Raw genomic sequence first — 25878 nt, forward strand, 5'->3', positions numbered from 1 at the left:
ATAAGTAATATCGTTAAAGAGCCAATTTTATTGGACGTATGGGGAATCACTAGACTCAGTTTTTGGACAGGTGAGGATTCCCGGCGCCCGGAACAGTGCAATTTGCTGCCACTAAATTTGTGACAGTACTCATATTTGGCATTTTTTGACCACGGGGGCTGCCGAGGCCGTGGTTTCGCCCTTTCTGCGCCGAAGCGATACACTGTTGCCGTTTGATTTCTTCGCTCAAGGAGGATGCGCATGCCGTGCACAACGATTCTGGTCGGTAAAAACGCAAGCTACGACGGGTCGACCCTGGTCGCGCGTAACGAGGACTCGTCCAACGGGGTATTTGAGCCCAAGCGCATGCGCGTAGTGCATCCCGACGAGCAGCCGCGTGTCTACACGAGCGTCCTGAGCCACCTGACCGTTGAGCTGCCCGATAACCCCATGCGCTATACGAGCGTCCCCGATGTTGTCCCGGGCCACGGTATCTGGGCCGAGGCCGGTTTCAACGAGCTCAATGTTGGCATGTCCGCAACCGAGACGCTTACCACCAACGAGCGCGTCCGCGGCGCCGATCCGCTCGTGGACTACGTGCCCGCCAAGGGCAACGAGGGTGAGGACGGCTATGTGCCGGCGCAGCCCGGTGGCCTGGGCGAGGAGGACATGGTGACCCTGGTGCTGCCGTATGCCAAGTCCGCCCGCGACGGCGTGCGTATCTTGGGCGACCTGCTCGAGCGCTACGGCACTTACGAGAACAACGGCATCGCCTTTAGCGACGTGGACGAGATCTGGTGGCTCGAGACCATCGGCGGTCACCACTGGATCGCCAAGCGCGTGCCTGACGACGCCTATGTGACCATGCCCAACCAGCTGGGCATCGACAGTTTTGACCTGGATGACGCCGAGGGCGCCCAGGCCGACCATATGTGCTCCGCCGACCTGCGCGCCTGGATGGCCGAGTGGCATCTGGACCTGACGCTGGGCGTCGAGAGCGACGGCCCGGCTGCCGTCTTTAACCCGCGCGAGGCCTTTGGCTCGCACAGCGACAGCGACCATGTCTACAACACGCCGCGCGCCTGGTACATGCAGCGCTGCCTCAACCCCAGCGACGTGTGGGATGGCCCCGACGCCGACTACACGCCCGAGAGCGACGATATCCCCTGGAGCCGCGTGCCCGAGCGCAAGGTGACCATCGAGGACATCAAGTACGTGCTCTCGAGCCACTACCAGGGCACGGAGTACGACTGCTACGGCAGCAAGGGCACGCCCGCTACGCGTGGTGCCTATCGCCCCATCGGCATCAACCGCAACAGCCAGCTCGCCGTGTTGCAGCTGCGCCCCTATGCGCAGCCGGCGTATCGCGCCGTGCAGTGGATGGCCTTTGGCTCCAACTCGTTTAACGCGCTGGTCCCTCTGTACGCCAACGTCGAGACCATGCCCGAGTACTATGCCGACACGCAGGCTCGCGTGACGTCCGAAAACTTCTACTGGGCCAACCGCCTGATCGGCGCCCTGGCCGACGTCCGTTTCCATGAGTGCGGCCGCGCTGTGGAGGACTATCAGGAGAAGGTCGGTGGCATGGGCCACAAGCAGATCCATGACGTCGATGCTGCCGTAGCCGCTCTGCCCGAGGCCGAGGTACCTGCCGAGCTTGCACGCGCCAATGAGGCCTTTGCCGAGCGTGTTCGCGTGGAGACCGATGCTCTACTGGGCAAGGTGCTCTACACCACGAGCTGCGCCATGAAGAACTCTTTCGCGATGAACGACAACGTGAGGTAGGGATTTCCCGTCGATTGAATAGCGCTAAAACGCTTTGTCGCTTTCGCTCAATCTTGGGTACAAGAACGCCAATGCAGTTGTTTGTGATTGGAGACAACCATGGTTATGAAACTCGATCAGCTTGTTAACGGCGCCATTAACGTGGGCTTTGGCGCTGCCGCCGTTGCTGTCGAAGGCGGCAAGAAGGTTCTCGACGACCTTAATACCAAGGGCGAGCAGGTTCGCAAGGACGCCGGCGCTCCCGATATCGCCCGCAGTGTGTCCGACATGTTCGAGCAGGCCGGCGGTACCATCTCCGATCTGACCGAGCGTCTGGGCATGCAGGGCGAGACCGCGGCCCAGCGCGTGCTCGATGAGCTCATCCTTGCTCGCGTCCGCGTTATGACCGCGTCCGAGCGCACGGCCTTCCTGGCCCACGTGCGCGACATCGTCGATTCGGTCGAGGACAACGTGACCTCGGTGCCCGTCGAGTCCGTTGAGCCCGACAATGCGAAGGATACCGAAGAGGCCGAGTAGCAGCGCAGATGGCAGATTCCACCACCGATTACAACAAACTAGATCCCCTGGGTGACGAGGCGGCGGTTGTCGATGAGGTTGATGCCGCCGTCTCGGGCGCTCGCAAAAAGCCGCGCGCTGTCGATATGGTCCCCGAGGAGCCCGACGCGATGGCGCCGGACGAGGAATATCAGCTCACACCGGCGGGTCGTCGCGAACGCATTGGGCAGATTGTTCGCTTGGTCAAAAAGTACCGTGTGTGGGATAACCTCACGCCGGTTCGCTTGCGCCGCCTGCTCGAGGAGCTCGGCCCCATGTTCGTCAAGATGGGGCAGATTCTGGCCAACCGGTCCGAGATTCTGCCGCAACGCTTTTGCGATGAGCTGCGCCGCTTGCGCTCCGACGTGGAGCCGGTGCCGTACGAGGTAGTGCTCCGCTGCTTGGAAGAGGAATACGGCCTGCGCCTGGGGGAGATGTTCGATGCGATCGACCCCAATCCGCTTGGTAGCGCATCGCTCGCGCAGGTGCACCGCGCTCGTCTGGTGACGGGCGAGGACGTAGCCGTCAAGGTGCAGCGCCCCGGTGCGCAGCAGGTTATGGCGCAGGACATCGATATCATCCGCTCGGTGGTGCGCATTGTTTCCAAGTTCGTCAACACCGATCAATTCGTTGACCTGCACGGCGTAGTCGAGGAGTTGTGGACCTCGTTTCGCGAGGAGACCAACTTTTTGGCCGAGGCCAAAAACCTCAACGACTTCTACGAGTTCCATAAGAGCGTTCATGGCGTGACGTGCCCTAAATCCTATCTGGACCTGTGCACCGAGCACGTGGTGGTTATGGATTACGTCGACGGCATTTCGATCGCCGATCCTGAACGTTTAGTGGCCGAGGGCTATGACTTGGAAAAGATCGGTGCCGCAATCGTCGAGGACTATTCGACGCAGGTGCTCGACGACGGCTTTTTCCATGCCGACCCGCATGCGGGAAACATCATCCTCAAAGACGGAATTGTCTACTTTATCGACTTGGGCATGGTCGGACGCATGTCGAGCCACGACCGTGGCATCGTCAAGGATATGATCTTTGCCGTGGCCGAGGGCGACGTGCCAAAGCTCAAGGATTCGCTCATGCGCTTTGCCGTGACGCGCGGCGATTCGGCCGAGCTTGACCATTCGGCCTTTTTGTCCGACTTGGACTTTATTGTTGCCGACTTTGCCGGGCTCGACCTTAAAGACCTGGATATCGGCGAGTTTTTGACCTCGCTGTTAAACCTCGCGCGCAAAAATGACGTTGAGCTGCCGAGCGTGGTGACGATGTTCGCCCGCGGCATGGTGACGCTCGAGGGCCTGTTGACCGAGTACATGCCCAACGTCAACATGATCCAGATCATCCAGACGCATATTAAAAACGAGAAAAGCACCTATGCGCGCATGCGCGAGATGAGCCGCGACTTTGCAGCGAGCAGTTATCGCGCGGCGAAGGGCTCGCTCGAGGCGGCCGAGTATCTGGGCTTGGCTTCGCGTATGCTTACGCGCGGCCAGCTTAAGGTAAACACGCAGATCATGAGCAGCGATAAGGCGCTGCGACAGCTAGGTGGGATTATCGACCGCATGTCGATGGCAATTGTGATCGCCGGTCTGTTTATCGGTTCGTCGGTGGTGTACTACGCGCGCATCGAGCCGGTTGTGTTTGGTATCCCGGTCATTGGCTTTATGGGCTACGTGAGCGCGCTGGTGCTGGCGCTTATGCTGGGCCGCAATATCTGGCTCAACAGTCACGGCGGCAAGCACTAGAGGCTGCGGCCGTCACCGCATTTTCCTATCGCAAACAATAGCTTTTACCTTGGGCTTCGCCTGCGTGCGAGGCCCTTTTGCGTGATACCATTTTGACGGTAATAATCGATGGCCTAGATGGTGGTGCGGAGACGCACGAATGCGCGGTTATCCTGCGCATTTGGGAGAATCGGGGTGCAAGTCCCCAGCTGTACCAGTAACCGTAATTCCTCTTGGCTCGGGATGCTCGCGTCGCAGATCGGACGACGTGCCCGAGTCGTTAAGGTTAAGTCGGATCGCCTCCCGTCTTGCATGCGGCTGCGGCTTTTGCCGCCGGTGTGCATAGGGCTCTGGAGGGAAGGGGGACCCCGATGGGGGAACTCGAGCGCAACATGCGCGATGACGTGGGGCAGCCTCAAGGCAACGCTCCAAGTACAGACAATGGGGGACAATTGGATATGTTTGAGGACGAGCGCGAGCGCGTCTCGCATCGCCGTGGCGCAATTGCGCGCGGCGTAGCCAAGCGCGGCCTGGTGGCATTCCTGGCCTTCGCGATGGCCTTTGGCACCACACCGGCTCAGCTGTGGGCCGAGGGCGCCGAGGGCATTGCCGAGGCTGTGGCTCAGGCGGCACCGCTTGCCGAGAACGGCTCTGGTGAGTCCGCGACAAGCCCTGCTGCCGACCTCAATGCGAGCGGCATGGTGGCGAATGGGGGCACTGCCGAGCAAGATGCCACTGCGACAGCTTCGGGCCCTACCGACAAGACTGAGGACGATAGCGCTGCCGGCAATGAGGCACCGGCTGCATCGACGTCCGATGCCTCGAAGCAGGACACCGCCGTTGTCTCTGCCGCTGGAGAGGCCAAGGCTCAGCCTGCCAAGGCAGAGAGCCAGGAGGTCTCTGCCACGTGCTCCGTCGTCGGCACCGACGCCAAGGGCGCCCAGCAGACCTGGGCCGCCGCGCAGCGGATCACGCTGAAGGAGGGCTCGACCGCGGCCGACCTCTCCGAGCAGCTGTTCAAGCGTGCCGGCCTCAAGGCCGATTACAACCCCAACGGCAGCTGGGGCTGGGCACTCAACTCGATCACGTCGCCCTTCGACTCCGGCCGCACGCTCGCCTACGACTCGGCGACCGGCGCTTACTGGCAGCTGTTCGTCAACGGCAGCGCCTCCGAGGTCGGCGCGGGCGGCTACACGCTCAAGGACGGCGACTCCGTCGTCTGGTGCTACTCGAAGTACGGCGACCCCGCGCCTGTCGCTCAGGTCTCTGCCACGTGCTCCGTCGTCGGCAGCGACGCCAAGGGCGCCCAGCAGACCTGGGCCGCCGCGCAGCGGATCACGCTGAAGGAGGGCTCGACCGCGGCCGACCTCTCCGAGCAGCTCTTCAAGCAGGCCGGCCTGACCACCGACTACGATCCCAACGGCACCTGGGGCTGGGCGCTCAACACGATCACGTCGCCCTTCGATAAGGACCGCAAGCTCGGCTATGACTCGGCGACCGGCGCGTACTGGCAGCTGTTCGTCAACGGCAGCGCCTCCGAGGTCGGCGCGGGCGGCTACACGCTCAAGGACGGCGACTCCGTCGTCTGGTGCTACTCGAAGTACGGCGACCCCGCGCCCGAGCAGGTTTCCGTCACGATGGAGATTATTGGCAAAAAGGCCGGGATGGCTCAGCGTTGGACGAGCCCGTCGACCCAGGTGTTTGTTAAGGGCACGTCGATCAAGGATGCCTCCGCTACCTATTTCGACGCCCTTGGCATCGAGTCCAAGATGTACGACCAATTCGGCTATTGGGGTGTCCATAGCCTCGTTTCTCCGCTTGATGGTACCGAGCTGTCCGGCGCTTGGTCGTTCTTTGTCAACGGCGTTCCTGGAACTCAACTCGATAACGACTACGTGCTTAAGTCGGGCGATAAGGTCGTTTGGGCTTACGCCCCTGGGGATACTTTGCCCGGTGTCGACAACGTTGTTCTTAATCCGAGCGCTGCACGCCCTAACTGGGATAGCGACTGGTCGGGCTTTACAAGTGCCGACAAGGTTGTTCTTAATCCGAGCGCTGCACGCCCTAACTGGGATAGCGACTGGTCGGGCTTTACAAGTGCCGACAAGGTTACCGACGCACCTGTGCCCACTAAGGATGCAGATGAGAAATGGGTAAGCGAGCTTAAGACGCGTGCGGACGGCAATAAGGGTGTTTCCGATGCGTTGCTGATCGGTGACTATCTCTATGTGGCAGTTGGTTCTAAATTGCTCAAAAAGGATGTCGAGACGGGCAAGACCGTTCTAGAGTCACCTTTGGCTGCTGCAATTGATTCCACCTCACGCATGGTATATACCAATGGTGTTGTGCTTGTTCCGCTTTCAGGCGGTCGTCTTCAGGCCTTAACGGTTGATGTGCTTGCGACGGTTTGGGTTACCGATGGGTTGCCGGCCGGTCCCGATGGCGCGCAGCAGTCGCTTGCTTCTGTTTCGGTTCGCGATGGCTATGCCTATTTTGGTACCGCTTCGGCCGATTGGATTGACTCGAGTGACGGCTACCTGCTTTGTGTTCGTATTTCTGACGGTAAAGTCATGTGGCAGCACAAGAATGAAAACAGCAAGGGCTATTACTGGGCTGGCATGGCGTTCTCGGGCGACTATGGCGTTATCGCGGATGATTCTGGCACTGTCAGCACGGTTGATCCTTCGACTGGAAAGACCGTAGCAAAGCTTAAGATCGCCGATCGCGTTCGCGCGAACGTGCTTGTTGATGGGGCTACTGCTTACGTTGTGAGTGCCGATGGCACGCTCCATAAAATTGCTATCGCTAATGATGGGGCCCTTTCAGAACTGGGTAAAGTTACGTTTGGCAGCAGCTCGACCTCTACACCCGTGTTTGTCAACGGTAAGATTGTAGTTGGCGGCACGTCGATTGAGTCCTTTATGGGCGGTCCCCAAAACAGTCTTACGAGCCACTATGGTCAGCTTGCAATTATCGACGCCGATACGCTTACGGTCGATTATTCAATTTATAAGGCAGACGGTAACTTCATCCGCGAGGATTCTTCTGCAAGTGGTTTTACGGGCAGCGGCGATGTTAAGTCACAGCCTGTGGTTTCCATTCAAGATGGTCATACCTATGTATACTTTACGTCCAACAATAATCCTGGCGGCATTTATCGCTATCGCATAGGTGACGAAGAGGCTGAGCTGCTCTATAGACCGTCGGCCGAGAACCAGCAGTACTGCATGTCGTCGATTTCGGTCGGTTCTGATGGTTCACTCTACTACGCTAACGATTCGGGCAAGTTGTTCGCGATTAAGGGAAATGGCCAGAAGGCCAATCGCTATACTGTCTCGTTTGACGCAAATGGTGCAGATTCTATTGTGCTCGATTCCCAACGTATTAAGGCTGGTAAAACTGCTACGGAGCCTGCTGTAAAACCGCGTCGCAAGGGCTATACCTTCGGCGGTTGGTATACCGATGAGGCGTGCACGCAAGCGTATGACTTCAGTACGCCGGTGACGGCCGATCTGACGCTGTATGCCAAGTGGACCAAGAATGCCACCAATTCTGGTGACAATGGCGGTTCTGGCTCCAGCGGCGGCAGCGGTTCTGGTACTGGTACCGGCACGGGCACTGGTACGGGTTCCGGCGCTGGTTCCGGCTCTAAGGGCCCGCAGGCCGGCGGCGCTATCGCCCCGGGTCAGAAGCCGGTGACCAAGACGACGGTGTCGACCAAGACCGAGACCAAGGAAAACAAGTCCGACAAGAAGGGCTCCGATAAGTCCGACAAGAAGGATGAGAAGAAGTCTGAGAAGAAGGACAGCAAGTCCGACAAGAAGTCCGATTCCAAGTCCGATACGGGCGCTGCTTCCACGACCACTGCTAAGAAGTCCTCTGGTGCTTCCGAGCAGGAGACGGGCACCAACCCGCTCGCCATCGTTGGCATCGCCGCCGGCGTGATTGGCCTTGCGCTCATCGCCGTCTTCGTGCTGACCAAGCGCGGCAAGGGTGACGGTAATGCCCGATAAGCCCAAGGAGACCAACGGGCAACAGCCCGACTCCTCGTTTATCCAGCTCGATGATCCAAAGCAAAAGGGCGCCGCTTCGGCGGCGTCCGCTCCTCGACGGAAGGCGCTCCTTGGCGTTCTGACTGCCGCATGCGTCGTTCTGATCGTGGTCTCTCTGGGCTTTGTTCATCCCTCCGAGAGCGGTGCTTGGTCCATTGATTGGATCGTCCAGACCGTGGCGGGGGAGAGCATCGTCGCCAAGGATGGCAATGGGTCCGGCTCGACTGTCGCTTCGGGCAAGGCCGGGTCCAAGGATTCCAAATCTTCTGATGATACGAATGACGGGTCTAGGGGTTCTGACAAATCTGACTCCAAGAAAGATTCCGAGTCTTCGGACAAGGAATCGGACAAGAACTCGGATAGCAAGAAGTCCGGCGAAAAAGGAGCAGGAAATAAAAAGACTGACAACAGTCAGTCGGCTTCTCAGAATTCGGCAACGTCCGGTGGGCCTTCTGCCGTTCCTGATAACAGTAATGCCCCCTCGGGCAACCAGAGCGTCTCTCAGGAGTCTAGCTACGTTACCGTGACTGTCTCGGTTACTTCGAGCGCTGTGGGCAATCCTGTGTCCGCTGGTGGTACCTACACCTTTAATGAGGGAGCAACTGCCTACGACGCTCTCTGCGCGCTGGGTATTTCTATAAATGCGCGTGGCTCGTCGTTTGGCACTTATGTTGCCGCCATCGGTGGCCTGGCCGAGAAGGATGAAAACTATGGAAGCGGTAGCGGCTGGTGTTATTCCGTCAACGGCACAACGCCCATGACAGCCTGCAGCAACTACGTTCTCTCAAACGGCGACAACGTGGTCTGGTATTACGTGACAGGCTAGGGGCCTCGACATATCGCATCAAACGGGCGGTTCGGACAAACATCCGAGACGCCCGTTTTTATACGAATGGGACGTCATTTCCCAATCGAGGCTCAACCGGAAATTGCATCCCGCCCTGTAGGCGAATTCCGGGACGCAGCTTCCCGTTGGGGCGGGTTTCGGAAAGCGTGTTCCGCTCTGAGGGCTCATTCCGGGATAGACTTTCCGAAGCAGCGCCCATTGGGAAGCCGGACCGTATTGGGCATCGATTTTGGGATGCGCTTTCCGCTAGAGCCACGTTGCGGAAGCTGTGTCCCGTTCTGAGGCTGCAATCTGGGACGCGCTTTCCGCGGGGCGACCATGGGGAAACTACTACCCATTCCGACGCTGCGGCCCGCCTTGTGCGCTTTCCTCGGCAGGCTCTGCAAACAAAAAACCGGTTGGAACGGGAATTCCAACCGGTTATACATTCAAGCAAATAGTGAATCGACTATGACCGTGCGCCCTCGAGGAAGAAGCGGCGGCTGAAGTAGTTGTACCAGGTGACGAGGAACGTGGCGATGGCCTTCATGGCCTGGTAGCCGATGCTCAAAAACGTGACGCCCACAAACATGTACAGGTCGTTGAGGCCCAGGCCGATCACCGACAGGATGGTGAAGATCGTGAACTCGCGCTTGCGGCTCATGCCTTCGCGGTGGTCGAACACGTACTTCATGCTGAGCCAGTAGTTGACCACGACGGACGTGATAAACGAAACCGTGGTGCTCATCAAAAAGCCGAGGTGGAACAGCTCGACGAGCGCAATGAGCATGCCCCAGTCGATGCCAAAGGAGATAAGACCCACGACAGCAAACTTGAGGAACTGCTTGGTATGAGGTTGTGCCAGCGCCTTGCGCACGTAATCACATCCAATGCGTTGATGAATCGAGCAGAGGATACTTTAGAGCTTTTACAAGGGAAACGTAAGGTCTTTGCCAAGAACTATATGAACTCGCCAAATTTTCAAGAGCTAATCCGCAAACGTTGAAAATTTGCCCGTGAACGAGCGACACCCACGGACGATACTGCGCTGAGTGCGCGTCGTCCGTGGGCGCCGTAATGCTGCAGGGGTTTCGAGCTATTTTGTCTCGTCGCCCTCCAGGAAGATTTTTCGGGTCACAAAGTTGTAGACCATGACAAGCGCGGTGGCACAAATCTTGGCGATATTGGCCTCGAGTCCCAGACCGGCGTTGAGTGTCAGCACGATACCGTCGTTGAGTGCCAGGCCGATCACGGACAGCACGACAAAGATGATGAACTCGCGGCGGCGGCTCATGCCTTCCTTGTGCGCAAACACGTACTTCATGCTTGCGAGGTAGTTAAAGATGAGTGAGATGATAAAGCCGCTGGTGTTGGCGATTAGGATGTTGAGGCCCAGACCGTAGTGGAGCAGATTCATAATGCCAAAGTCGATAACCGTGGCAATGACACCGACGATGCCAAATTTCATGATCTGCGCAAGGAGCTTTTGCATGGTACCTGCCTTAAGCTGGCGCCGAAGCGCCGCGGGGATGACAAACTCAGCAAGTTTAGCCAATCCCCGCGGGTGGTGCTAGGCGCGCTCCTCGATAGCACCGTTTCTATATGCATCGAGCAGCTGACGCAGGTCCTGGATTTGGCTGCGGATCTTGGCGCCAGTATCGGTGTTGCTCACCATGCGGCGACGGTCTGCTTGGTCAAAACGGTTGGTCTCGCTTTCGATGTCCACGTTGCGCGTGAGTGCCTCGGCAACCGTCGTAAAGGCCCGGTGCGACTTGAGGCGGCAGCCGCGCGAGCTCGAGATGAGCGTATAGCCGGCGATGCCCGTCTTGGGATGGTAAGCGCGGCAGAAGCCGCCATCGATGACCAGTAGCTTGCCCTCGGCGCGGATGGGCTGCTCACCCTTGGTGGTTTTAACGGGCGTGTGGCCGTTGATGATGTGGCCGGTCGGCGAACATGCCATGGGCGCGACGCCAAACTCGCGCATGATGTCGTCGCAGACCGAGGGCGACTTGGTAAGCGTAAAGTATGGGTCCATCGGCTCGACCCAGGTGCTCTTATCGGCGATATAGGCGCGCTCAAAGGTACGCACCAGGCGTCCGCTGGCGGGCGAGTTAAAGCCAATCCACAGGTACCACATCCAGTCGAGAGCGTCGCGGTCGCCCACGCGCCAGGCGCGGCGGGCGATGTGGTCGCAAAAATCGAGATAATCGCGGCCAGCGTGCCAGGTGCCCAGACAGTTCATGCTGCTAAAGGTGCCGTCTTCGTTGAGCGGAACGCAGCCGTGGAAGAGCAGGTTGCCGTTGGCGACCTTGTACATCGAGCCGTGGGAATAGAGGAAATCGATATGGCGATGCAGGTGATCGGCGGTGACAAACTCGGACACGAGCTTGTCGATGATGTGCTGCTCCTGGGGCGTGAGCGTATAGGGGTCCGCCGGGTCGACGGTGGGGAAGTCGTTGGTCGTGAGCGGCCACACGCTGCCGTCGGCGAGCGTGACCGTGCCGGTGTCGTGTTCGATCTTGTCGAGTAACAGGCGGTCGGTCATGTCGAACTCGGGGTGGCGCTGGATAATCTGGCCCTCGAGCTTAAAGAGCAGCACGTTGATGGCCTTGATCAGCGGGGTGATGGACTCACCGGCGGTGTAGGTGGCATCGGCAAAGGCAACAAGCTCACGCAGCGAGATGCCGTAGTCGTTCTCGAGGATCTCGTAGTTGTCGTAGCGTAAGTTGTTGCGCAATACCGTGGCGATGCAGGCGGGCTCACCGGCCGCAGCGCCCATCCACAGCAGGTCGTGGTTGCCCCACTGGATGTCGAGCGAATGGTAGGTGAGCAGGCGGTCCATAATCTTGGCCGCGCCGCCGCCTCGGTCGAAGATATCGCCCACCAGGTGCAGGTGGTCGACGGCCAGGCGCTTGATGAGCGAGGCAAGCGACTCGATAAAGTCGTCTGCGCTGGCGGTCTCCAGGATGGACTCCACGATGCGCTCGTGATAGCGCACGCGATAGTTGTTCTCGTCCGGGTGTGTGTGCAACAACTCGTCGATGATGTAGGCGTAATCGCGTGGGATGGCCTTACGCACCTTGGAGCGCGTGTAGCGGCTTGAAAGCGAGCGAGCGACCATGATGAGCTGGTCAAGCATCGTCTTGTACCAGGTTGGCGAGTCCTCGCGCTGGCTGCGGACCAGCTCAATCTTCTCGCGCGGGTAGTAGATGAGCGTACACAGCTCGCCCTTTTCGTCAAAGGAGAGCGTGTCGCCAAAGATCTCGTCGATATGTTTGCGCACGACGCCCGAGCAGTTGTTGAGGATGTGCATAAAGGCTTCGTACTCGCCGTGCACGTCACTCATAAAATGCTCAGTGCCTTTGGGCAGGTTGAGAATGGCCGAGAGATTGATGATCTCGGTAAACGCGGATTGTTCGGTGGGGAACTGTCTCGAAAGCAGGCGCAGATACTTGAAGTCTTGCGGGTTGCGATCGAATGCGACCATGAAACACCTTCCGATGGGGCTGGTAAAACTGATAAACAGCGTCAAACGTTTACCAGTATGCGCCGCTTTTGTTTCGATTTTGCGCCAGCGGCTGAATTGTTGGCTGAACGGTTTGGTAAATCGATTTAGTGAAGGTAGATGTGTTGGTTGGGTGGAGACGACAGAGGGTGTTTTCTCAGATATTTATGCGTGGGGTCGGTGGAAACGATGGTGGTAAAGATGTTCGCTATTTTTGGTTCGATTTGGTAAATAGTGGACATATGTACCGTATGTAGGCTCACTGTGCGATAATTTGTGCAGCAATGAGTAAGGAGCCTCATATGAGTGATTTTGTCCTGACCTGTGAATCCGCCGCCGACCGAACCCGTGAGTTCTTTGCGTCGCGCAATATCCCTGTCGTGTGTTTTCATTACGAGATCGACGATGTTGTCTATACGGACGATCTGTATCAGTCGATTACGCCGGACGAGTTTTTTGCCCAGATTGCCGCGGGCACCATGCCCAAGACGTCTCAGGTGAGCGTGGGTGAGTACGAGGAGTTTTGGGAGCCGTTTGTTGCCGAGGGTAAAGACGTGCTGCACCTGACGTTGTCGTCGGGTATTTCGGGCACGTATGGATCGGCCTGCGTCGCGGCGCAGATGCTTGCGGATCGCTATCCCGAGGGCGGCAAGGTGCGCGTCATCGATTCGCTGGCGGCGTCTTCGGGCTTTGGCCTGTTGTTGGAATATGCCGCCGATGTGCGCGATAGCGGGGCTTCACTCGACGAGACGGCTGTCTGGATCGAGGAGCACAAGCTCAACCTGCACCACTGGTTCTTCTCGACCGATCTGTCGAGCTACCTGCGCGGCGGTCGCATTTCGGCCGCGAGCGCGATCATCGGCACGGCGCTCAAGATTTGCCCGCTTATGACGGTCGATTGCGAAGGTAAGCTGTCGCCACGTGAGAAGATTCGCACTAAGAAGCGCGCGATTTCCGAGATGGCTAAGACCATGATGGCACACGTGCTGGACGGTGCGGATTATTCAGGTAAGTGCATCATGTCGCACTCGGCGTGCCGCGAGGATGCCGAGGCAGTTGCGGCGCTGATTGAGGAACAGGTTCCGCAGCTTAAAGGCAAGATTGAGATCAATGACATCGGTACTCTGATTGGCTCGCATACCGGACCTGGTACGGTGGCGCTCTTCTTTATGGGCGACAAGCGCGTGGATTAATTTGCCCCATCACGTCGCTGCATGATTGCTCAAACGAAAACGGCCCGTCTCACGTTTGTGGGGCGGGCCTTGCTGTTGCGGCTAGCGTTTCTTTCCGCGGAAGAAAAAGCCGTGCAGTGACGGCTTGAGGCCGCGATTGGCGCGATGCTCCTCGACGCGCTCGTGGATCGAAGCGACGCGCTCGATGACTTCGTCGGGAATCGGCACGTCAGGATTCATGTTCTCGACCTGGCTGACCTCGGCGGCGGCGACCTGGTCGATAATGGGCACATCGTCGCGCGAGATGACAGGTGTGGCGTCTTCCTTCATCTTGCGATAACGCTGCATCATGTCGGTCTGTAGCTGCTGGGCCGAAGGCGGCGTCCAGATGATGGCGTTGGCGCCGGCGGCGATGGTTTCACGGATGCTCTCGGGCGTCTTGCCGCCCGGTGCGATGAGCGGCAGGTTGGGATAGTGCTCGCGCAGTTCACGCAGGACCTGGGGTGTGTTCTTGCCGGCGGCGATGTTGAGAATCTTGGCGCCGGCGCGCACCTTGGCGTGAGCATCATCGTCGCAGCGAACGACCGTGGCGATGACGGGGATGTCGGCGATGTTGGTGATGTGCTCTACCATCTCGGCAGTAGCGGGGGAGTTGACCACGCAGCCCGCCGCGCCCTGCATCTCGGAGACGGCTGCCATCTGCACGGAGCGCTTACCGGTCGTAGTTCCGCCGCCCACGCCTACAAAGACCGGGCACTCGGCGACGGTCAGCAGCGCTTGCGTAATGGCGGGCTGCGGCGTGAAAGGGTAGACCGCAAAGACGGCATCGGCGTTGGAGTTGCGGATAACCGCGACGTCGGTGGTGTAAATGAGCGACTTGATGCGTCGGCCGAAGAGCGTAAAGCCGCTGGCCCCCTCGATCTCGTCGGGCATGCGAAGGGCCGCCTTGCGCAAACGCCCGTCGATGGGCAGCGGCTCCATGGGGAGCAGTCCGTTGGGGGTCACGGCTACCTGGGGCTCGGTGAACTCGTCTGCGAGCTCGACCTCGGAAAAATCGACCGAGGCGACGATGTCCTCGTGAACCTCGGCAGGTACATCGATGGGAGCTTGGTCGTTTGCCGCGGCAGGCGTGTCGAAGGAGCTGGTGCCGACGAAGGCGTCGACGCGCTCATTTAGATCGTTGAGGGTATCCATGGAGGCTCGATTCTATGTGATGATGGCCGGCGCGATGCAGCCGGAATTGCGAATGCTAAATCGTTTGACGAGTTGATTTTTCCCCGCCGCGCCATCCGTTAGACCGAAGGGCCGGCGAACGTGAAGGAGCTGTGGTGGCGGGTATCGAGGTGCTATCTTGAAAGCCCCGTTTAAAAGAGAGGTGACGCGGTATGGAATTGACAGCAATGTTTGGCTCGATCGGCCTGTGTGTGGGCGCAATCGTTGCCGCCGCGGTCATCTACTTTGTGGTCACGGCCATTAAGGGCAAAAGGGTCGAACGCAAGGAGCGTGCGATGCTTAAACAGCATTGCGACCAGCAGGGCAAACGCGCACGGAGATAGCTTGTTGAGTTTTTGATCCGTGCGCTAGCTGCGTTTTCGGATCAGGGCAATGTAGAAGCCCTCAAAGTCGCGGCTAGGCGGAATGGTCAGCGTGCCGGGCAGGCCGTTGGCGATGGCCGATACCTGACCCGCGGCAATGGCTTCGGTCAGAGCGTTGGACTCGATGCGCGGCTCCTCACCAGCTTCCTGGGTGCGTCGTGCTTCACTTTCGCTTGGCGTGCCGTCGAGGGGGATGAGCTCGCAGTCCATATGCTTGTCGAGGGCCTCTTGCAGGGCGTCCTCGTTTTCCTGCGGCAAGATCGAACAGGTCGAATAGACGAGCGTGCCGCCCGGTTTGAGGGCACCCATGGCGCGGTCCAGAAGTGCTCGCTGCGAGCGGGCGCACTTGCTCAGCAACTGCTCGGTGAGGCCGCGCAGGCTTTTCTCGTTGCCACTGATGACGGTGCCCGTGCCGGTGCAGGGAGCGTCGAGCAGGATGCGGTCAAAGCGGAAGAACTCGTCGAGCTCGCGTGCGTCGATGCGCATGACGGGTACGTTTTTGGCACCTTGGCGGTGGAGGTTGGACTCAAGCTTTTCGGCGCGGGGAATGCTCATCTCGCAGGCCGTGAGGTGTGCCTGGCCCTGGGTGAGGGCGGCGATCTGCGTCGTCTTGCCGCCAGGGGCTGCGCACATGTCCAGGATGTCCTCGCCTGCCTGGGCGCCCAGGACCAACGGCGGCATCATGGACGACAGGCTCTGCAGATAGATCTTGCCGTCGCGGTAGATGTCGAGATCCCACAGATCGGAAACCTGGGCCTCGGGCAGGATAAAGGCGTCCGGGTACCAGGCGACGGGGTTGTGGGCGATGCCGGCGGCATCGAGCGCCGCAACGATGTCCTCGGCGGTTGCCTTGAGCGTGTTGGCGCGCAGTGTGACCGGGCGTGTGACCGCGGCGCCGAAGCCCTCGATCATGAGCTCGGCATCGGCGGGCGCATAGGCGCCGGCGACCGTGTCGACCATAAAGCGCGGCAGGTCGGCGGCGCAGGGAAGGGCGGCAAGCTGGTCGGAAAGCTCGGTGGAGGCAAACTGCCTGAGCTTGATCTCGGGCTTGACCTGCTTTTTCTGCTTACGACGACGCGGCTTGGACATCCGTCTTTCCTTCCCGTCCCAAATTGACTACTTTCCGGGCACGCCGCTGCTGGCGTGCTTTAGTACTGGCTCTCGTGCTTGCTAAAGAAGTCGAAGCGCGGGGGCAGCGGCTTCACGCGGTGGTCTCCGGGCTTCTCGCCCAGGCTCTCTACGAACTCGTCCGTGGAGGCAAAGATGTTATCCCAGCTAAAGAAAGCGACCGGATCGACGTCGAAGTACTCGCAGATGAGCTCGCAGCCGGCCGGCACAATACCGTGCATCAGGACGGTCGCTACGCGCAGCTCGGTAAAGGCGTCGACGAGGGCCTGCGTCATGGCGGCGTCTGCCTCGTTACCCTCGAGCTTGTTGGCGGCCTTGGAGGCGTCGCTCCAGCGCTTGTTGGCGGCGCGCAGGTAGTCGTCGCACACGGCAAGCGCGCGGTGCGTCTCGAACTTGTACATGGCCTGCTCAAAGGCAAGGGTTGCCTGCTGGGCGGCTTCGACCACGGTGTCAGAAGCGGCACCAGCGGGGATGCAGCCGTTGCGGTAGGGGCTCTCGTCGCCCTCCTTGACGGCGACGCCGTAGAAGCAGCTGCGGGCCAGGCGGTTGAAGACGCCGGTCAAAAGGGCGCTCTCCTTAAGGGCCGGGTCGATAACGCGCTTGTCGTCGCAGGCGCGTACCTCGTTGCCGTCCTTGTCCTTGCCGGTCACGCGCGTGTCGTATGCCTTGGGGCTAAAGCTCACCGGCTTCTCGGACAGGCCGAGCGACAGCCAATGCGCGCGCATCTGCTCGCAGGTGTAGTGGTTGAGCAGGTCGTCTGCCGGCGGGGGAGGAGTCTGCGAGGACGAGCTGGCCTTTTTGCCCATGTAGAGCAGGTGATAGCAGGCGCTGACGGTGCTCTGCGTGAGGTCCCAGCCCAGGGCCTCCCACATGGCGGTCTGCGCGATGCAGTAGAAGTAGATGTTGTCCTGACCGATAAACTGGTAGATCTGAGCGTCGTCAGAGCACCACCAGTCGCGCCAGTCGAGCGAGCTGTGCTGGTAGGTGGGCGCGGGGACCTGCGTGGAATCGGCAGCGGGCTCGCCCATGAGGGCGGCATCCTGGGCGGCGACGCCCTCGGTTACGCCGGCGGCCTTGGCATCGCGTGCGAGCACGGTACGCGTATAGCTGATGGGCGCCCACAGGCTCTCGGGCCAGCACCAGCAGGTGACGTCGGAGACGCCATCGACCTCGGGCACCGGAACGCCCCAGTCGATGTTGCCGGTGATGCGGAAGGGCACGAGTGCCTTGCCGCTGCGGAAACGCACGCCACCGTTGGCGAGCACCGCGTGGGCATCGTCGCGCTCCTTCCAGCTGGGGAAGGTGACGGTAAAGCTGCTCTTGTTGCCCTCGGGCTCCAGCACGGTGTGCTCAGGAAGCTGATCCTCGACGGCATCGAAGGCCTCGCGGAACTTGTTCTGGATGTAGAGCTGGGCCGGCAGCAGCCACTCCTCCATGGTCTTGGAGACCACGGAGCGAACCTGCGGGTTCTGGGCGAGCTTGGCGGTATAGGTCTTCATAAAGTCGAGGTAGGCCGGCAGGTCGAAGTAGAGGTTGTCGACCGGGCGCAGCTCGGGCACCTCGCCGGTGAGCTGGCTCTTGGGCGCGATGAGCTCCTCGGGCTCAAACTGGTGGCCCAGGTCGCACTCGTCGGCATAGGCCTTCTCGGACTTGCAGCCTTGGATGGGGCAGCGGCCGATCACCTGGCGGCCGTTGAGGAACGTGCCGGCCTTGGCGTCGTAGAACTGCAGCGTGGAGCGCTTGGAGATGGTGCCCTGCTCATGCAGGCGCTCGATAATCTCGGCGGTCACCTCGTTGTGAATCTGGGCCGCCGGCTCAAGGCCCGAGCCGCCGTAGATGTCGCAGCTGATGTTGTAGTTGTTGAGGGTCGCGGCCTGGCGGGAGTGATTGGACTCGACATACTCGCTAATGGACTTGTCGTAGCCCTCGTTCTCCTTGAGCTTGCGGTAGCTCTCCATGATGGGCGAGCCGTAGCAGTCGGTGCCCGAGGTGAAGATGACGTTCTCGCGGCCCAGACGGTCGCGCAGGAAGCGGGCGAAGAAGTCGGCCGGGACAAAGACGCCGCCGACGTGGCCAAAGTGAAGGCCCTTGTTGCCGTAGGGCTCGCCGGCGGTAACGATGGCGCGGCGAGGCCAGCTGGGACGGTCGTTCATGGAGTATTTGGATGCCATGGGACTCCTTCGCATATGGTGAGAGCGCGGCCGGGCGCAAGGCTTGGCGACGCGGTGGTCAATTCGTGCATATCGTTCGACATTATCGCACATGCGGACGGGTACGTGGCAGGGGCGCTATCCTAAGATGCTATGAATGAGATTTCCAACATACATGCGTTTGAAGACGAGGATTTTCTGCACGCCTGCTTTGTGTGGGGGATGGCCGTGCTCGGCGCATTTGCCGTGTGCTTGGTGCCGGTGTTTATGCTGATGGGCGGGCCTGCGGACTTGGATGCGGCTGACGCGGGCGGCTGGACCACGGTCTTGGGCTGGATAGTTGGCTTGGCTGCGGTTTCGGCGGCGTCATTTGCCGTGCACGAGCTGGTGCACGGTGTGTTTTTTAAGCTGCTGGCGCCTGCGGGCGCGCAGGTGACCTTTGGGGCGAATCGCGAGACGGCGATGATCTATGCCTGCGCCGAGGGCGTTGTGTATTCGCGCCGGCGGTACATGGCGGTTTGCCTGGCGCCGACGGTTGTTGTGACGGCGGCGTTTGCCCTGGGGTTTGCGTTTTCGGGCTATCCGCTGCTGTGCTACCTGGCGGCCGGCTTGCATTTGTCGGGCTGTGTGGGCGACTGGTATTACGTGCGGACCATTTTGCGCGACCGCCGCATTGTCGCCTGCGAGGACACGTCCTTCGGCGTGCGCTTTTTCGGGTGAGGAGATGTCGATGAAGCCGTTGTTGTTGCACGCCTGCTGTGCGCCGTGCTCTCTTGAGCCGGTCCACCTGCTGCGCGAGGAAGGGTTTGAGCCCACAATCTGCTGGACAAACCCCAATATTCAGCCGCACGATGAATGGCAGCGGCGTTTGGACGAGCTGCGCCGGTGGTGTGCCGATGGCGACATCGAGCTTATCGAGGCGGGGGAGGACCGTGAGCGCTGGGAGGCCGGCGTGGCACCGCTGGGTGCCGATCGGCCCCGTCGCTGTCGTGCGTGCTATGCCCTGCGCTTGGCTGAGGCGTGCCGCGTGGCCCAGGAGCGTGGGTTTGAGTTTGTGGGTACGACGCTCGCCGTCTCGCCGTATCAGTTGTTCGAAACCTGCAATGATGTGTTGGAGCGTCTGGCTGCCGCCCGCGGTCTCACTCCGGTGATTCGCGATTTTCGTCCGTATTACCCCGAGGCGACACGCCGTTCGCGCGAGCTGGGCATGTATCGGCAGAACTACTGTGGTTGCCGCTTCTCGGCTGTCGAGGCGGCCATGGACCGCGCCCGCATCCGCGACGAGCGCAAAGCGTCCAAAAAGTAGTTCATTTTGGGCTGGGGCTTTGAGCTGTCTGTGCGGTACGGTCGTTTTTGGGAAAGTCGATTTAATTAAGCGTGTGATCGTGGCTCGCTTGATACCAAACGACGACTCCTATGATTCTAATCCTCCGTTTGTTAAACATCAGATCCGGACTTGCTGTTGCATATGAATGGGACGACAGCACAATCATGTCGTTTCCTTCTGCAAATCGCCTAATTACCGGTGTTTTACCGTCTGCGAGCGCCATTACAGCACAGCCGTTCCAAGGCTTTGCGGTGGTATCGACAAGTAGTAAGCTGCCGGGAGGGTAAATGCGGGACATTTCGTCACCTTTGATTTTAACGAAAACGCTATGTGGGTGACGCTTGGCTACGTCTACAGGCGCGCAAGCATTTTGTTGGCTGTGCGTGATGCGGCGCTTTTGCGATTCGATATCGATGACGGGAAATGCGCCCTCCATTTCGTGGATAGCAGGGTCTTCGTCGGTGACGATTCTTTTATTTGCGAGCTTTACGGCCAAACCGTTTTCCTCGCCAACAAGTTCATCGCGGGTGCAACCGAAGAGCGCTTGTAACTTTTCAATATGGCGCTCACGGGGGGCATACCGACTTTTTTCCCAACGACAAACGGTCTCTTTAGATACCCCCAACATCTCTGCAAGTTGCGCCTGACCAAGATGCTCCATGGTGCGGAGTTTACGAATATTTGCCCCGAAGCCCATGGCTATAGATCCTCTCGCCACAGAGGGAGGCATAGACAGTTTGTGCCACCATAGCCTTTGGTGAGCTCGTCAATGGATAACGGGAATAATTCCATTCCTGCTTTCTCAAGCGCTTCGTTGGTCCAAACGTTTTCTTCATATACGCATAGTTTTCCTGGCGAGAGCGCAAGGATAGACGTTGCGTTGTTCCGGCGCTCTCTTTCGTAGGCGGTTTGATTCCCGCCTCCGCAGTCAATTACTTTTATTGGTTCGCAACAGGCTGCAGAGAGTATTTCCGGAATCGTGCGATCGATAGGAGTGATCGTAAGGCCCTTTCCGGATCGTTTTAGTTGAATGCTGTATGCATCAACGGCATTGCATATCTCACGATCGATGAGGAACGCGTCGTGATCAATTCTACTTATGAACGTATCGAGGTGGATACGCAGCCCGTCAGAGGGGACTCGAATCGCAATTAGCTCGGTAGTCTGGAATTTATTTGAGGTCAGGAGCTCTTTGGCAAGTGACTCGACGGCGGCGGGTTCAGTTCGGTCAGAGATTCCAACTAATAATGTCTTAGCACTGATAACAAGAATGTCTCCGCCTTCGATATGGTAACTACTCCTGTTCAAATCACATACCGGGGTTTCTCCCATGATCTTGTGGTGGGTGAATATCTGCCGGTATAAGGCGACCTCACGATCACGCTCAGGCCAATACATATGATTTAGGATGATGCCGTCTCCGACTACCACAGCAGGATCACGAGTGAAAAAAAGCGTGTTGAGGGGATTGACCAAGAGCGAGGCGGGGTCAAATTGCTCGTGCACGAGCGCCCGTAGTGTTTCCGACTGGTTTGAACATAGCTCAGTGTCTCCAAAGCGAATGCCGTTAAGTACTATATTCACCAATTCCTGGGTGTTCTTAGCGTTCTCAAACAGCTGGGTTATTGTCTCGAGGAACTCTCTGCCTGTTGCCCCACTGCAACGGAGGTAGTCATCAATAAAACATTTAAGTGATTGGGGCTCAGTTTCAAGTGAGTCTTCGAGAAGGTCCCTAATTTCAATGGTTTCTACGCCATGCCTCTCAAGCAATTGAACCATGGAATCGTGCTCATATATTGCTTTGTCGAGGTCAAAACGACCGCTCCATTTTCGCAGGGAGAAAACTTGGCTGAAGTCGGCATCAGGGTAGTTTTGTGTTTCAGTTCCTGGTCGATGGACAAGTACGGCTTTTAAATGACCGATTTCATTTGTTATGTGTACGCCTTGCATGTCTGTCTCCTGTCCTGCTGGTTTTTATATAAGGCTAAGGCAGGTTCCTTGTTGTGTTGCGGAAAAGTTAAAAGACGTATGTAATTGATAAATAACATCAATTTTAAATATCAGATTGATTAATAACGTCACTTTAGCTGCCGTTCATAGGTGAAAAGCGACACGATGGCGATGGTTGGCCGACCACCGCTGAGCAACCTCATACATTTATGGTGCCAGCTGGATAGATGGGAAAAGGAATGAAGGAGGAGATATGGCAGAGGAAAGTTCGAAAGGCATCAAGCAGTTCAAGGTCCCGCACGTATATGCGATCATCTTTGCACTTATGGTCATCTTCGCTGTTCTCACGTGGATTGTTCCCTCTGGGTCCTATCAGCGTCAGGAGGTGAACGGTCGTGAAGTCACTGTCGCAGGTACGTATGAGCAGAGTGAAAAGACATATATTGACGAGGAAACCGGGGATGAAGTAGATCTCAGACAAGGTGTCTTCGATGTTCTTCAGGCTCCAACGCGCGGTATACAAGAGGCAATTGAGGTCGTTGCATTCATCTTGATTGTGGGCGGTTCGTTTCAGGTTATTACTAAAACGGGCGCTATCACGAGCGGAATGGGTCGTGTCGTTCGCCGCTTTAAGAACAAAGACATTCTAATTATTCCTATTGCGATGGTTCTCTTTGCATTGGGCGGAACGAGCTTTGGCATGGCGGAAGAAACTCTCCCGTTCTTTGCGATCTTCATGCCAATTATGATGGCTATGGGCTTCGACTCGATGACGGCGTTCATGGTCGTGTTCGTTGGAGCGCGCACGGGTTACATCGCCTCAACGATTAATCCGTTTAATGTTCTCATTGCGCAAGGTATTCTTGGTATTCAGGGCAACCCCCAGCTGTGGCTGCGTATGATTGCCTGGGTTGTTTTGACTGCCGTTGCAATTACTTGGGTTGTCCTCTATGCACGAAGGGTAAAGAAGAACCCTGAGTCATCGATCACATTTGAGGATGATATCGCCAAGAAAGTCGAGTTCGCTGCCGATGAATCTGCCCTTGACGCGGAATTTACGGGTCGTCAAAAAGGCGTGCTTGCGGTATTTATCGCTGGTATGTGCCTTATCATCTGGGGACTTGTGACCCAGGGCTGGTATATGAACGAGATTTCTGCGGTCTTTTTGGCCATGGGCCTGTTGGCTGGTGTTATTGCGGGCTTTAGTCAGGACGTCATCGCTCAGGAATTTGTTGCGGGTATCGCTGACTTTGCTTTCTCGGCAATTGTCGTTGGACTTGCGCGTGGCATCCTTGTCATTGCCTCTGACGGCATGATCATCGATACCATCCTCAATGCGCTCGCCACTGGTCTGGGCGGCATCCCGGCGGTTCTCTTTACTACGCTTCTTTATGCGGTTGAGAACCTCCTGGCGATTCTGGTTCCCAGCTCATCTGGCCTTGCAGCACTGACCGCTCCCATTTTTGGACCTTTGACCGAACTCATGGGCCTTAATCCCGAGGCCGCCGTGTGGGCTCTCTCCATGGGTAGCGCGACGATGTCTTTGATCTGTCCTACTAGCGCCATTCTTGTCGCGGGTTTGGGCGTGTGCAAGATCAAGCTTGGCCAGTGGTGGAAGACCGTTTGGAAATTCTTCTTGGTCGTGTCGCTCATCAATATCGTATTTGTAGCAATCTCGGGACTTATTGCCCTGTAGGTTTCATGGCTGAAATGGAGTAACAGGAATGTCTAAAGGACTGAATGTACACAGCGAGATTGGTAAGCTCAAGAAAGTTGTGCTTCACCGCCCCGGTCGTGACCTTGTGAACGTAAAGGCAGAAGAGTTCGATGATGTCTGGATTCACGACTGTTTCTATCTTGATGTGGCCCAAAAGGAGCATGATGCCTTTGCGGATCTTCTGAGGAGCGAAGGTGTTGAGGTTCTCTATATGGAGAAACTCGTTGCTGAAGCGCTGGATGCATGCCCCTCGGCTCGCGCTGAGTTTACCGATACATTTATGGCTGAGAGCGGGATTGTCAATCCTATGCTTGAGCAGGCTGTTCGTGAAAAGCTCGACGCTATTTCAGATTCGTATCAGTTTGTACTTGAGGCTATGGGGGGGTATCGTTATCGTGACCTTGAGCTGCCTCGCGTTTCGACTACGCTTAGTATGATGGATAATGAGGATGCGAAGCCCGATGATTTGGTGTTGAAGCCTCTTCCGAGTTCATATTTCTCTCGCGATCCTCTTGCTTCCGTGGGCAAAGGCGTTCTGCTTCACCATATGTATTGGAAACAGCGAGATCGTGAAGTGCCCTTCTACGAAGCGATTTTCAAATACCATCCCGATTATGCAGGGACTCCGATTTGGTACGACCATAAGAATCCCTGGCATATCGAGGGCGGTGATGTGCTTAACATTAACGCTCATACCTTGGCTATTGGAATTAGCCAGCGAACTGAGGCGGCTGCGATTGAGGAGCTTGCAAAGAATTTGTTCTGGGGATCTGGGAATTCTGAGATCGATACCGTTTACGCTATTAAAATCCCCAACGGCTATGCTTACATGCATCTTGACACCGTTTGCACCATGGTGGATTTCGATAAGTTCACAGTTTATCCCGGTATTTTTGAGACCCTTCGTGTTTATCGTCTGACTCGTGGTGACTCTGAGGGAATGATCGCTGTTCAAGAGATTGATGACACGCTTGAACATATTCTTGAAATGGCTACTGGCGTGGAGAAGGTGCAGCTTATTGAGTGCGGTGCCGGCGATATGGTTGAGGCATCTCGCGAGCAGTGGAACGACGGGTCGAACACTCTTGCCGTTGCTCCTGGTAAAGTCTGTGTTTACGAGCGCAATGTTGTCACAAATGATGAGCTCTACAAGAACGGTTTGGAACTTTTGGTCGTTCCCTCCGAGGAACTGTCCCGCGGTCGTGGTGGCCCGCGCTGCATGAGCATGCCCTTCTGGCGCGAAGATATTTAGTTGCAAATCCACTGTGATGGGAGATGGCGAATATGGGTGTTAATATCGCTGGGCGCAGTTTTCTGAAGCTGCTTGATTACACGACGGAAGAGATTGAGTATCTGCTTGAGCTTTCTGCTAACTTCAAAAGCATGAAGCGTGCCGGTGTTCCGCATAAATACCTTGAAGGCAAGAATATTGTTTTGCTATTTGAGAAGACTTCCACGCGTACTCGCTGCGCCTTCGAAGTTGGTGCACTTGACCTTGGCATGGGTGTAACTTATTTGGATCCGGGCTCGTCTCAGATGGGCAAAAAGGAGTCGATTGAGGACACGGCTCGCGTCCTTGGCCGCATGTATGACGGAATTGAATACCGCGGCTTTGAACAGGCGAAGGTTGAGGAGCTTGCTGCAAAAGCTGGGGTTCCCGTTTGGAATGGGCTGACTACTGAATTTCACCCGACTCAAGTGCTTGCCGATATTCTGACCATGCGTGAAGAGTTTGGAGAGATTAAGGGCAGGAAACTTACATTTTTTGGTAAGGCGGCCGGAAACGTCGCTGATTCGCTCATGGTCATTTGCGCTAAGCTCGGCATTAACTACTGTTCTTGCGGCCCAATCGGGGGAAATTCGGAGGGGGCTACATCCTATGATCCTGAACTCCTTGCAGAATGTAGTCGTATTGCGGCCGAGCATGGATCGACGATTACCATTACAGAGGATATTGAGGAAGGCGCTCGTGATGCCGATGTAATTTACACGGATGTTTGGGTTGGCATGGGTCAGCCCGCAGAGCTGTGGGAAAGCCGCATTAAGCTCATGTCGCCGTATCGTGTGACCGCTGAGGTGATGTCTATGGCAAAGCCCGAGGCGATTTTCCTCCACTGCCTTCCGAGCTTCCACGATACTAATACTACTGTTGGTGCCGAAATTGCTGAGAAGTTTGGAGTTACCGAAATGGAAGTCACGGACGAGGTTTTTGAGTCCGATAAGTCTCGTGTTTTCCAAGAAGCGGAGAATCGCATGCATACGATTAAGGCGGTGATGTACGCAACGCTTAAGTAGCGGGGCGTTGAGAAAACAGTCGCAAATCTGTTCCCATACTATATTTCTCTCAACAAGCTGATAGGATACAGGGGAGAATGATGCGCGCGTCAGTCGATTTTTTCGACTGACGCGCTTTGTGAAAGAGGCA

General features: G+C 57.5%; 20 protein-coding genes. 12 read left to right on the forward strand and 8 right to left on the reverse strand.

Going from position 1 to position 25878, the window contains the following annotated elements; all coding sequences use genetic code 11:
- Positions 1–240 precede the first annotated feature (240 nt).
- From AAA021_RS02625 to AAA021_RS02645, 5 genes are all read left to right on the forward strand, one after another.
- Positions 241–1764, forward strand: a complete 1524-nt coding sequence (locus AAA021_RS02625; RefSeq protein WP_195239450.1) for a C69 family dipeptidase — start codon at positions 241–243, stop codon at positions 1762–1764.
- 99 nt (positions 1765–1863) lie between these two features.
- On the forward strand, positions 1864–2280 hold the full coding sequence (locus AAA021_RS02630; RefSeq protein WP_195239451.1) for a hypothetical protein: 417 nt from the start codon (positions 1864–1866) through the stop codon (positions 2278–2280).
- Positions 2281–2288: 8 nt separating this feature from the next.
- A complete protein-coding gene (locus AAA021_RS02635) occupies positions 2289–4052 on the forward strand; it encodes a lipopolysaccharide core heptose(II) kinase RfaY (RefSeq protein ID WP_347478878.1) in 1764 nt (587 codons plus the stop codon).
- Positions 4053–4402: 350 nt separating this feature from the next.
- The gene (locus AAA021_RS02640; RefSeq protein ID WP_349087832.1) at positions 4403–8044 is read left to right on the forward strand and encodes a DUF4430 domain-containing protein; all 3642 of its coding nucleotides are present in this window, start codon (positions 4403–4405) and stop codon (positions 8042–8044) included.
- On the forward strand, positions 8034–8909 hold the full coding sequence (locus AAA021_RS02645) for a DUF4430 domain-containing protein (protein WP_148332084.1): 876 nt from the start codon (positions 8034–8036) through the stop codon (positions 8907–8909). The genes AAA021_RS02640 and AAA021_RS02645 overlap by 11 nt, the downstream gene beginning before the upstream one ends.
- A 469-nt stretch (positions 8910–9378) precedes the next feature.
- Here the strand turns inward: AAA021_RS02645 and AAA021_RS02650 are convergent, their stop codons facing one another.
- The 3 genes from AAA021_RS02650 to AAA021_RS02660 all read right to left on the reverse strand — a co-directional run bounded on the left by AAA021_RS02650 (position 9379) and on the right by AAA021_RS02660 (position 12396).
- On the reverse strand, positions 9379–9786 hold the full coding sequence (locus AAA021_RS02650) for a GtrA family protein (RefSeq protein ID WP_349087834.1): 408 nt from the start codon (positions 9784–9786) through the stop codon (positions 9379–9381).
- Between the two features lie 219 nt (positions 9787–10005).
- Positions 10006–10401, reverse strand: a complete 396-nt coding sequence (locus AAA021_RS02655; RefSeq protein WP_253057566.1) for a GtrA family protein — start codon at positions 10399–10401, stop codon at positions 10006–10008.
- A gap of 78 nt (positions 10402–10479) precedes the next feature.
- On the reverse strand, positions 10480–12396 hold the full coding sequence (locus AAA021_RS02660) for a fructose-1,6-bisphosphatase (RefSeq protein ID WP_349087836.1): 1917 nt from the start codon (positions 12394–12396) through the stop codon (positions 10480–10482).
- A gap of 320 nt (positions 12397–12716) precedes the next feature.
- Between AAA021_RS02660 and AAA021_RS02665 the strand changes: the two genes are divergently transcribed.
- The gene (locus tag AAA021_RS02665) at positions 12717–13607 is read left to right on the forward strand and encodes a DegV family protein (protein ID WP_349087838.1); all 891 of its coding nucleotides are present in this window, start codon (positions 12717–12719) and stop codon (positions 13605–13607) included.
- Positions 13608–13688: 81 nt separating this feature from the next.
- On the opposite strand, the gene AAA021_RS02670 is transcribed toward AAA021_RS02665, so the two are convergent.
- A complete protein-coding gene (locus AAA021_RS02670) occupies positions 13689–14780 on the reverse strand; it encodes a hypothetical protein (protein ID WP_349087839.1) in 1092 nt (363 codons plus the stop codon).
- Between the two features lie 191 nt (positions 14781–14971).
- On the opposite strand from AAA021_RS02670, the gene AAA021_RS02675 reads away from it, so the two are divergent.
- Positions 14972–15142 carry a hypothetical protein gene (locus AAA021_RS02675; RefSeq protein ID WP_349087841.1) on the forward strand — a complete coding sequence of 57 codons (171 nt, stop codon included), beginning with the start codon at positions 14972–14974 and terminating at the stop codon, positions 15140–15142.
- Positions 15143–15166: 24 nt separating this feature from the next.
- On the opposite strand, the gene AAA021_RS02680 is transcribed toward AAA021_RS02675, so the two are convergent.
- The gene (locus AAA021_RS02680) at positions 15167–16270 is read right to left on the reverse strand and encodes an RsmB/NOP family class I SAM-dependent RNA methyltransferase (RefSeq protein WP_349087843.1); all 1104 of its coding nucleotides are present in this window, start codon (positions 16268–16270) and stop codon (positions 15167–15169) included.
- Positions 16271–16329: 59 nt separating this feature from the next.
- Positions 16330–18480: a class I tRNA ligase family protein gene (locus AAA021_RS02685; RefSeq protein WP_349087845.1), complete on the reverse strand. Its 2151-nt coding sequence runs from the start codon at positions 18478–18480 to the stop codon at positions 16330–16332.
- A gap of 132 nt (positions 18481–18612) precedes the next feature.
- Between AAA021_RS02685 and AAA021_RS02690 the strand changes: the two genes are divergently transcribed.
- On the forward strand, positions 18613–19179 hold the full coding sequence (locus AAA021_RS02690; protein WP_349087846.1) for a DUF3267 domain-containing protein: 567 nt from the start codon (positions 18613–18615) through the stop codon (positions 19177–19179).
- Between the two features lie 10 nt (positions 19180–19189).
- Complete coding sequence (locus tag AAA021_RS02695) at positions 19190–19765, forward strand: epoxyqueuosine reductase QueH (RefSeq protein ID WP_349087847.1); 576 nt, start codon at positions 19190–19192, stop codon at positions 19763–19765.
- A 61-nt stretch (positions 19766–19826) separates the two neighbouring features.
- Here AAA021_RS02695 and AAA021_RS02700 read toward each other — a convergent pair whose 3' ends face one another.
- Positions 19827–20483 (reverse strand): XRE family transcriptional regulator, encoded by a 657-nt coding sequence (locus AAA021_RS02700; RefSeq protein WP_349087849.1) that lies wholly within the window; start codon positions 20481–20483, stop codon positions 19827–19829.
- Positions 20484–20485: 2 nt separating this feature from the next.
- Positions 20486–21736 carry an arginine deiminase family protein gene (locus AAA021_RS02705; protein WP_349087851.1) on the reverse strand — a complete coding sequence of 417 codons (1251 nt, stop codon included), beginning with the start codon at positions 21734–21736 and terminating at the stop codon, positions 20486–20488.
- Positions 21737–21989: 253 nt separating this feature from the next.
- On the opposite strand from AAA021_RS02705, the gene AAA021_RS02710 reads away from it, so the two are divergent.
- From AAA021_RS02710 to argF, 3 genes are read left to right on the forward strand one after another with little or no spacing between them, the layout of a single operon-like run.
- Complete coding sequence (locus tag AAA021_RS02710; RefSeq protein WP_349087853.1) at positions 21990–23432, forward strand: YfcC family protein; 1443 nt, start codon at positions 21990–21992, stop codon at positions 23430–23432.
- Positions 23433–23460: 28 nt separating this feature from the next.
- Positions 23461–24705 (forward strand): arginine deiminase, encoded by a 1245-nt coding sequence (locus AAA021_RS02715; protein ID WP_349087855.1) that lies wholly within the window; start codon positions 23461–23463, stop codon positions 24703–24705.
- Positions 24706–24737: 32 nt separating this feature from the next.
- Entirely contained in the window at positions 24738–25748 is a 1011-nt protein-coding gene (argF, locus tag AAA021_RS02720) for an ornithine carbamoyltransferase (RefSeq protein ID WP_055285784.1), read from the forward strand.
- Positions 25749–25878: the final 130 nt, after the last annotated feature.

The sequence above is a fragment of the Collinsella sp. CLA-JM-H32 genome (genome assembly GCF_040098165.1).
Classification (GTDB): domain Bacteria; phylum Actinomycetota; class Coriobacteriia; order Coriobacteriales; family Coriobacteriaceae; genus Collinsella.

Coding starts and splice junctions, on each gene's coding strand:
- AAA021_RS02640 (WP_349087832.1), top strand. CDS start 4,403: ATGGGGGAACTCGAGCGCAACATGCGCGATGACGTGGGGCAGCCTCAA.
- AAA021_RS02645 (WP_148332084.1), top strand. CDS start 8,034: ATGCCCGATAAGCCCAAGGAGACCAACGGGCAACAGCCCGACTCCTCG.
- AAA021_RS02690 (WP_349087846.1), top strand. CDS start 18,613: ATGAATGAGATTTCCAACATACATGCGTTTGAAGACGAGGATTTTCTG.
- AAA021_RS02660 (WP_349087836.1), bottom strand. CDS start 12,396: ATGGTCGCATTCGATCGCAACCCGCAAGACTTCAAGTATCTGCGCCTG.
- AAA021_RS02675 (WP_349087841.1), top strand. CDS start 14,972: ATGGAATTGACAGCAATGTTTGGCTCGATCGGCCTGTGTGTGGGCGCA.
- AAA021_RS02655 (WP_253057566.1), bottom strand. CDS start 10,401: ATGCAAAAGCTCCTTGCGCAGATCATGAAATTTGGCATCGTCGGTGTC.
- AAA021_RS02680 (WP_349087843.1), bottom strand. CDS start 16,270: ATGTCCAAGCCGCGTCGTCGTAAGCAGAAAAAGCAGGTCAAGCCCGAG.
- AAA021_RS02670 (WP_349087839.1), bottom strand. CDS start 14,780: ATGGATACCCTCAACGATCTAAATGAGCGCGTCGACGCCTTCGTCGGC.
- AAA021_RS02665 (WP_349087838.1), top strand. CDS start 12,717: ATGAGTGATTTTGTCCTGACCTGTGAATCCGCCGCCGACCGAACCCGT.
- argF (WP_055285784.1), top strand. CDS start 24,738: ATGGGTGTTAATATCGCTGGGCGCAGTTTTCTGAAGCTGCTTGATTAC.
- AAA021_RS02710 (WP_349087853.1), top strand. CDS start 21,990: ATGGCAGAGGAAAGTTCGAAAGGCATCAAGCAGTTCAAGGTCCCGCAC.
- AAA021_RS02695 (WP_349087847.1), top strand. CDS start 19,190: ATGAAGCCGTTGTTGTTGCACGCCTGCTGTGCGCCGTGCTCTCTTGAG.
- AAA021_RS02715 (WP_349087855.1), top strand. CDS start 23,461: ATGTCTAAAGGACTGAATGTACACAGCGAGATTGGTAAGCTCAAGAAA.
- AAA021_RS02685 (WP_349087845.1), bottom strand. CDS start 18,480: ATGGCATCCAAATACTCCATGAACGACCGTCCCAGCTGGCCTCGCCGC.
- AAA021_RS02630 (WP_195239451.1), top strand. CDS start 1,864: ATGGTTATGAAACTCGATCAGCTTGTTAACGGCGCCATTAACGTGGGC.
- AAA021_RS02705 (WP_349087851.1), bottom strand. CDS start 21,736: ATGCAAGGCGTACACATAACAAATGAAATCGGTCATTTAAAAGCCGTA.
- AAA021_RS02700 (WP_349087849.1), bottom strand. CDS start 20,483: ATGGGCTTCGGGGCAAATATTCGTAAACTCCGCACCATGGAGCATCTT.
- AAA021_RS02635 (WP_347478878.1), top strand. CDS start 2,289: ATGGCAGATTCCACCACCGATTACAACAAACTAGATCCCCTGGGTGAC.
- AAA021_RS02625 (WP_195239450.1), top strand. CDS start 241: ATGCCGTGCACAACGATTCTGGTCGGTAAAAACGCAAGCTACGACGGG.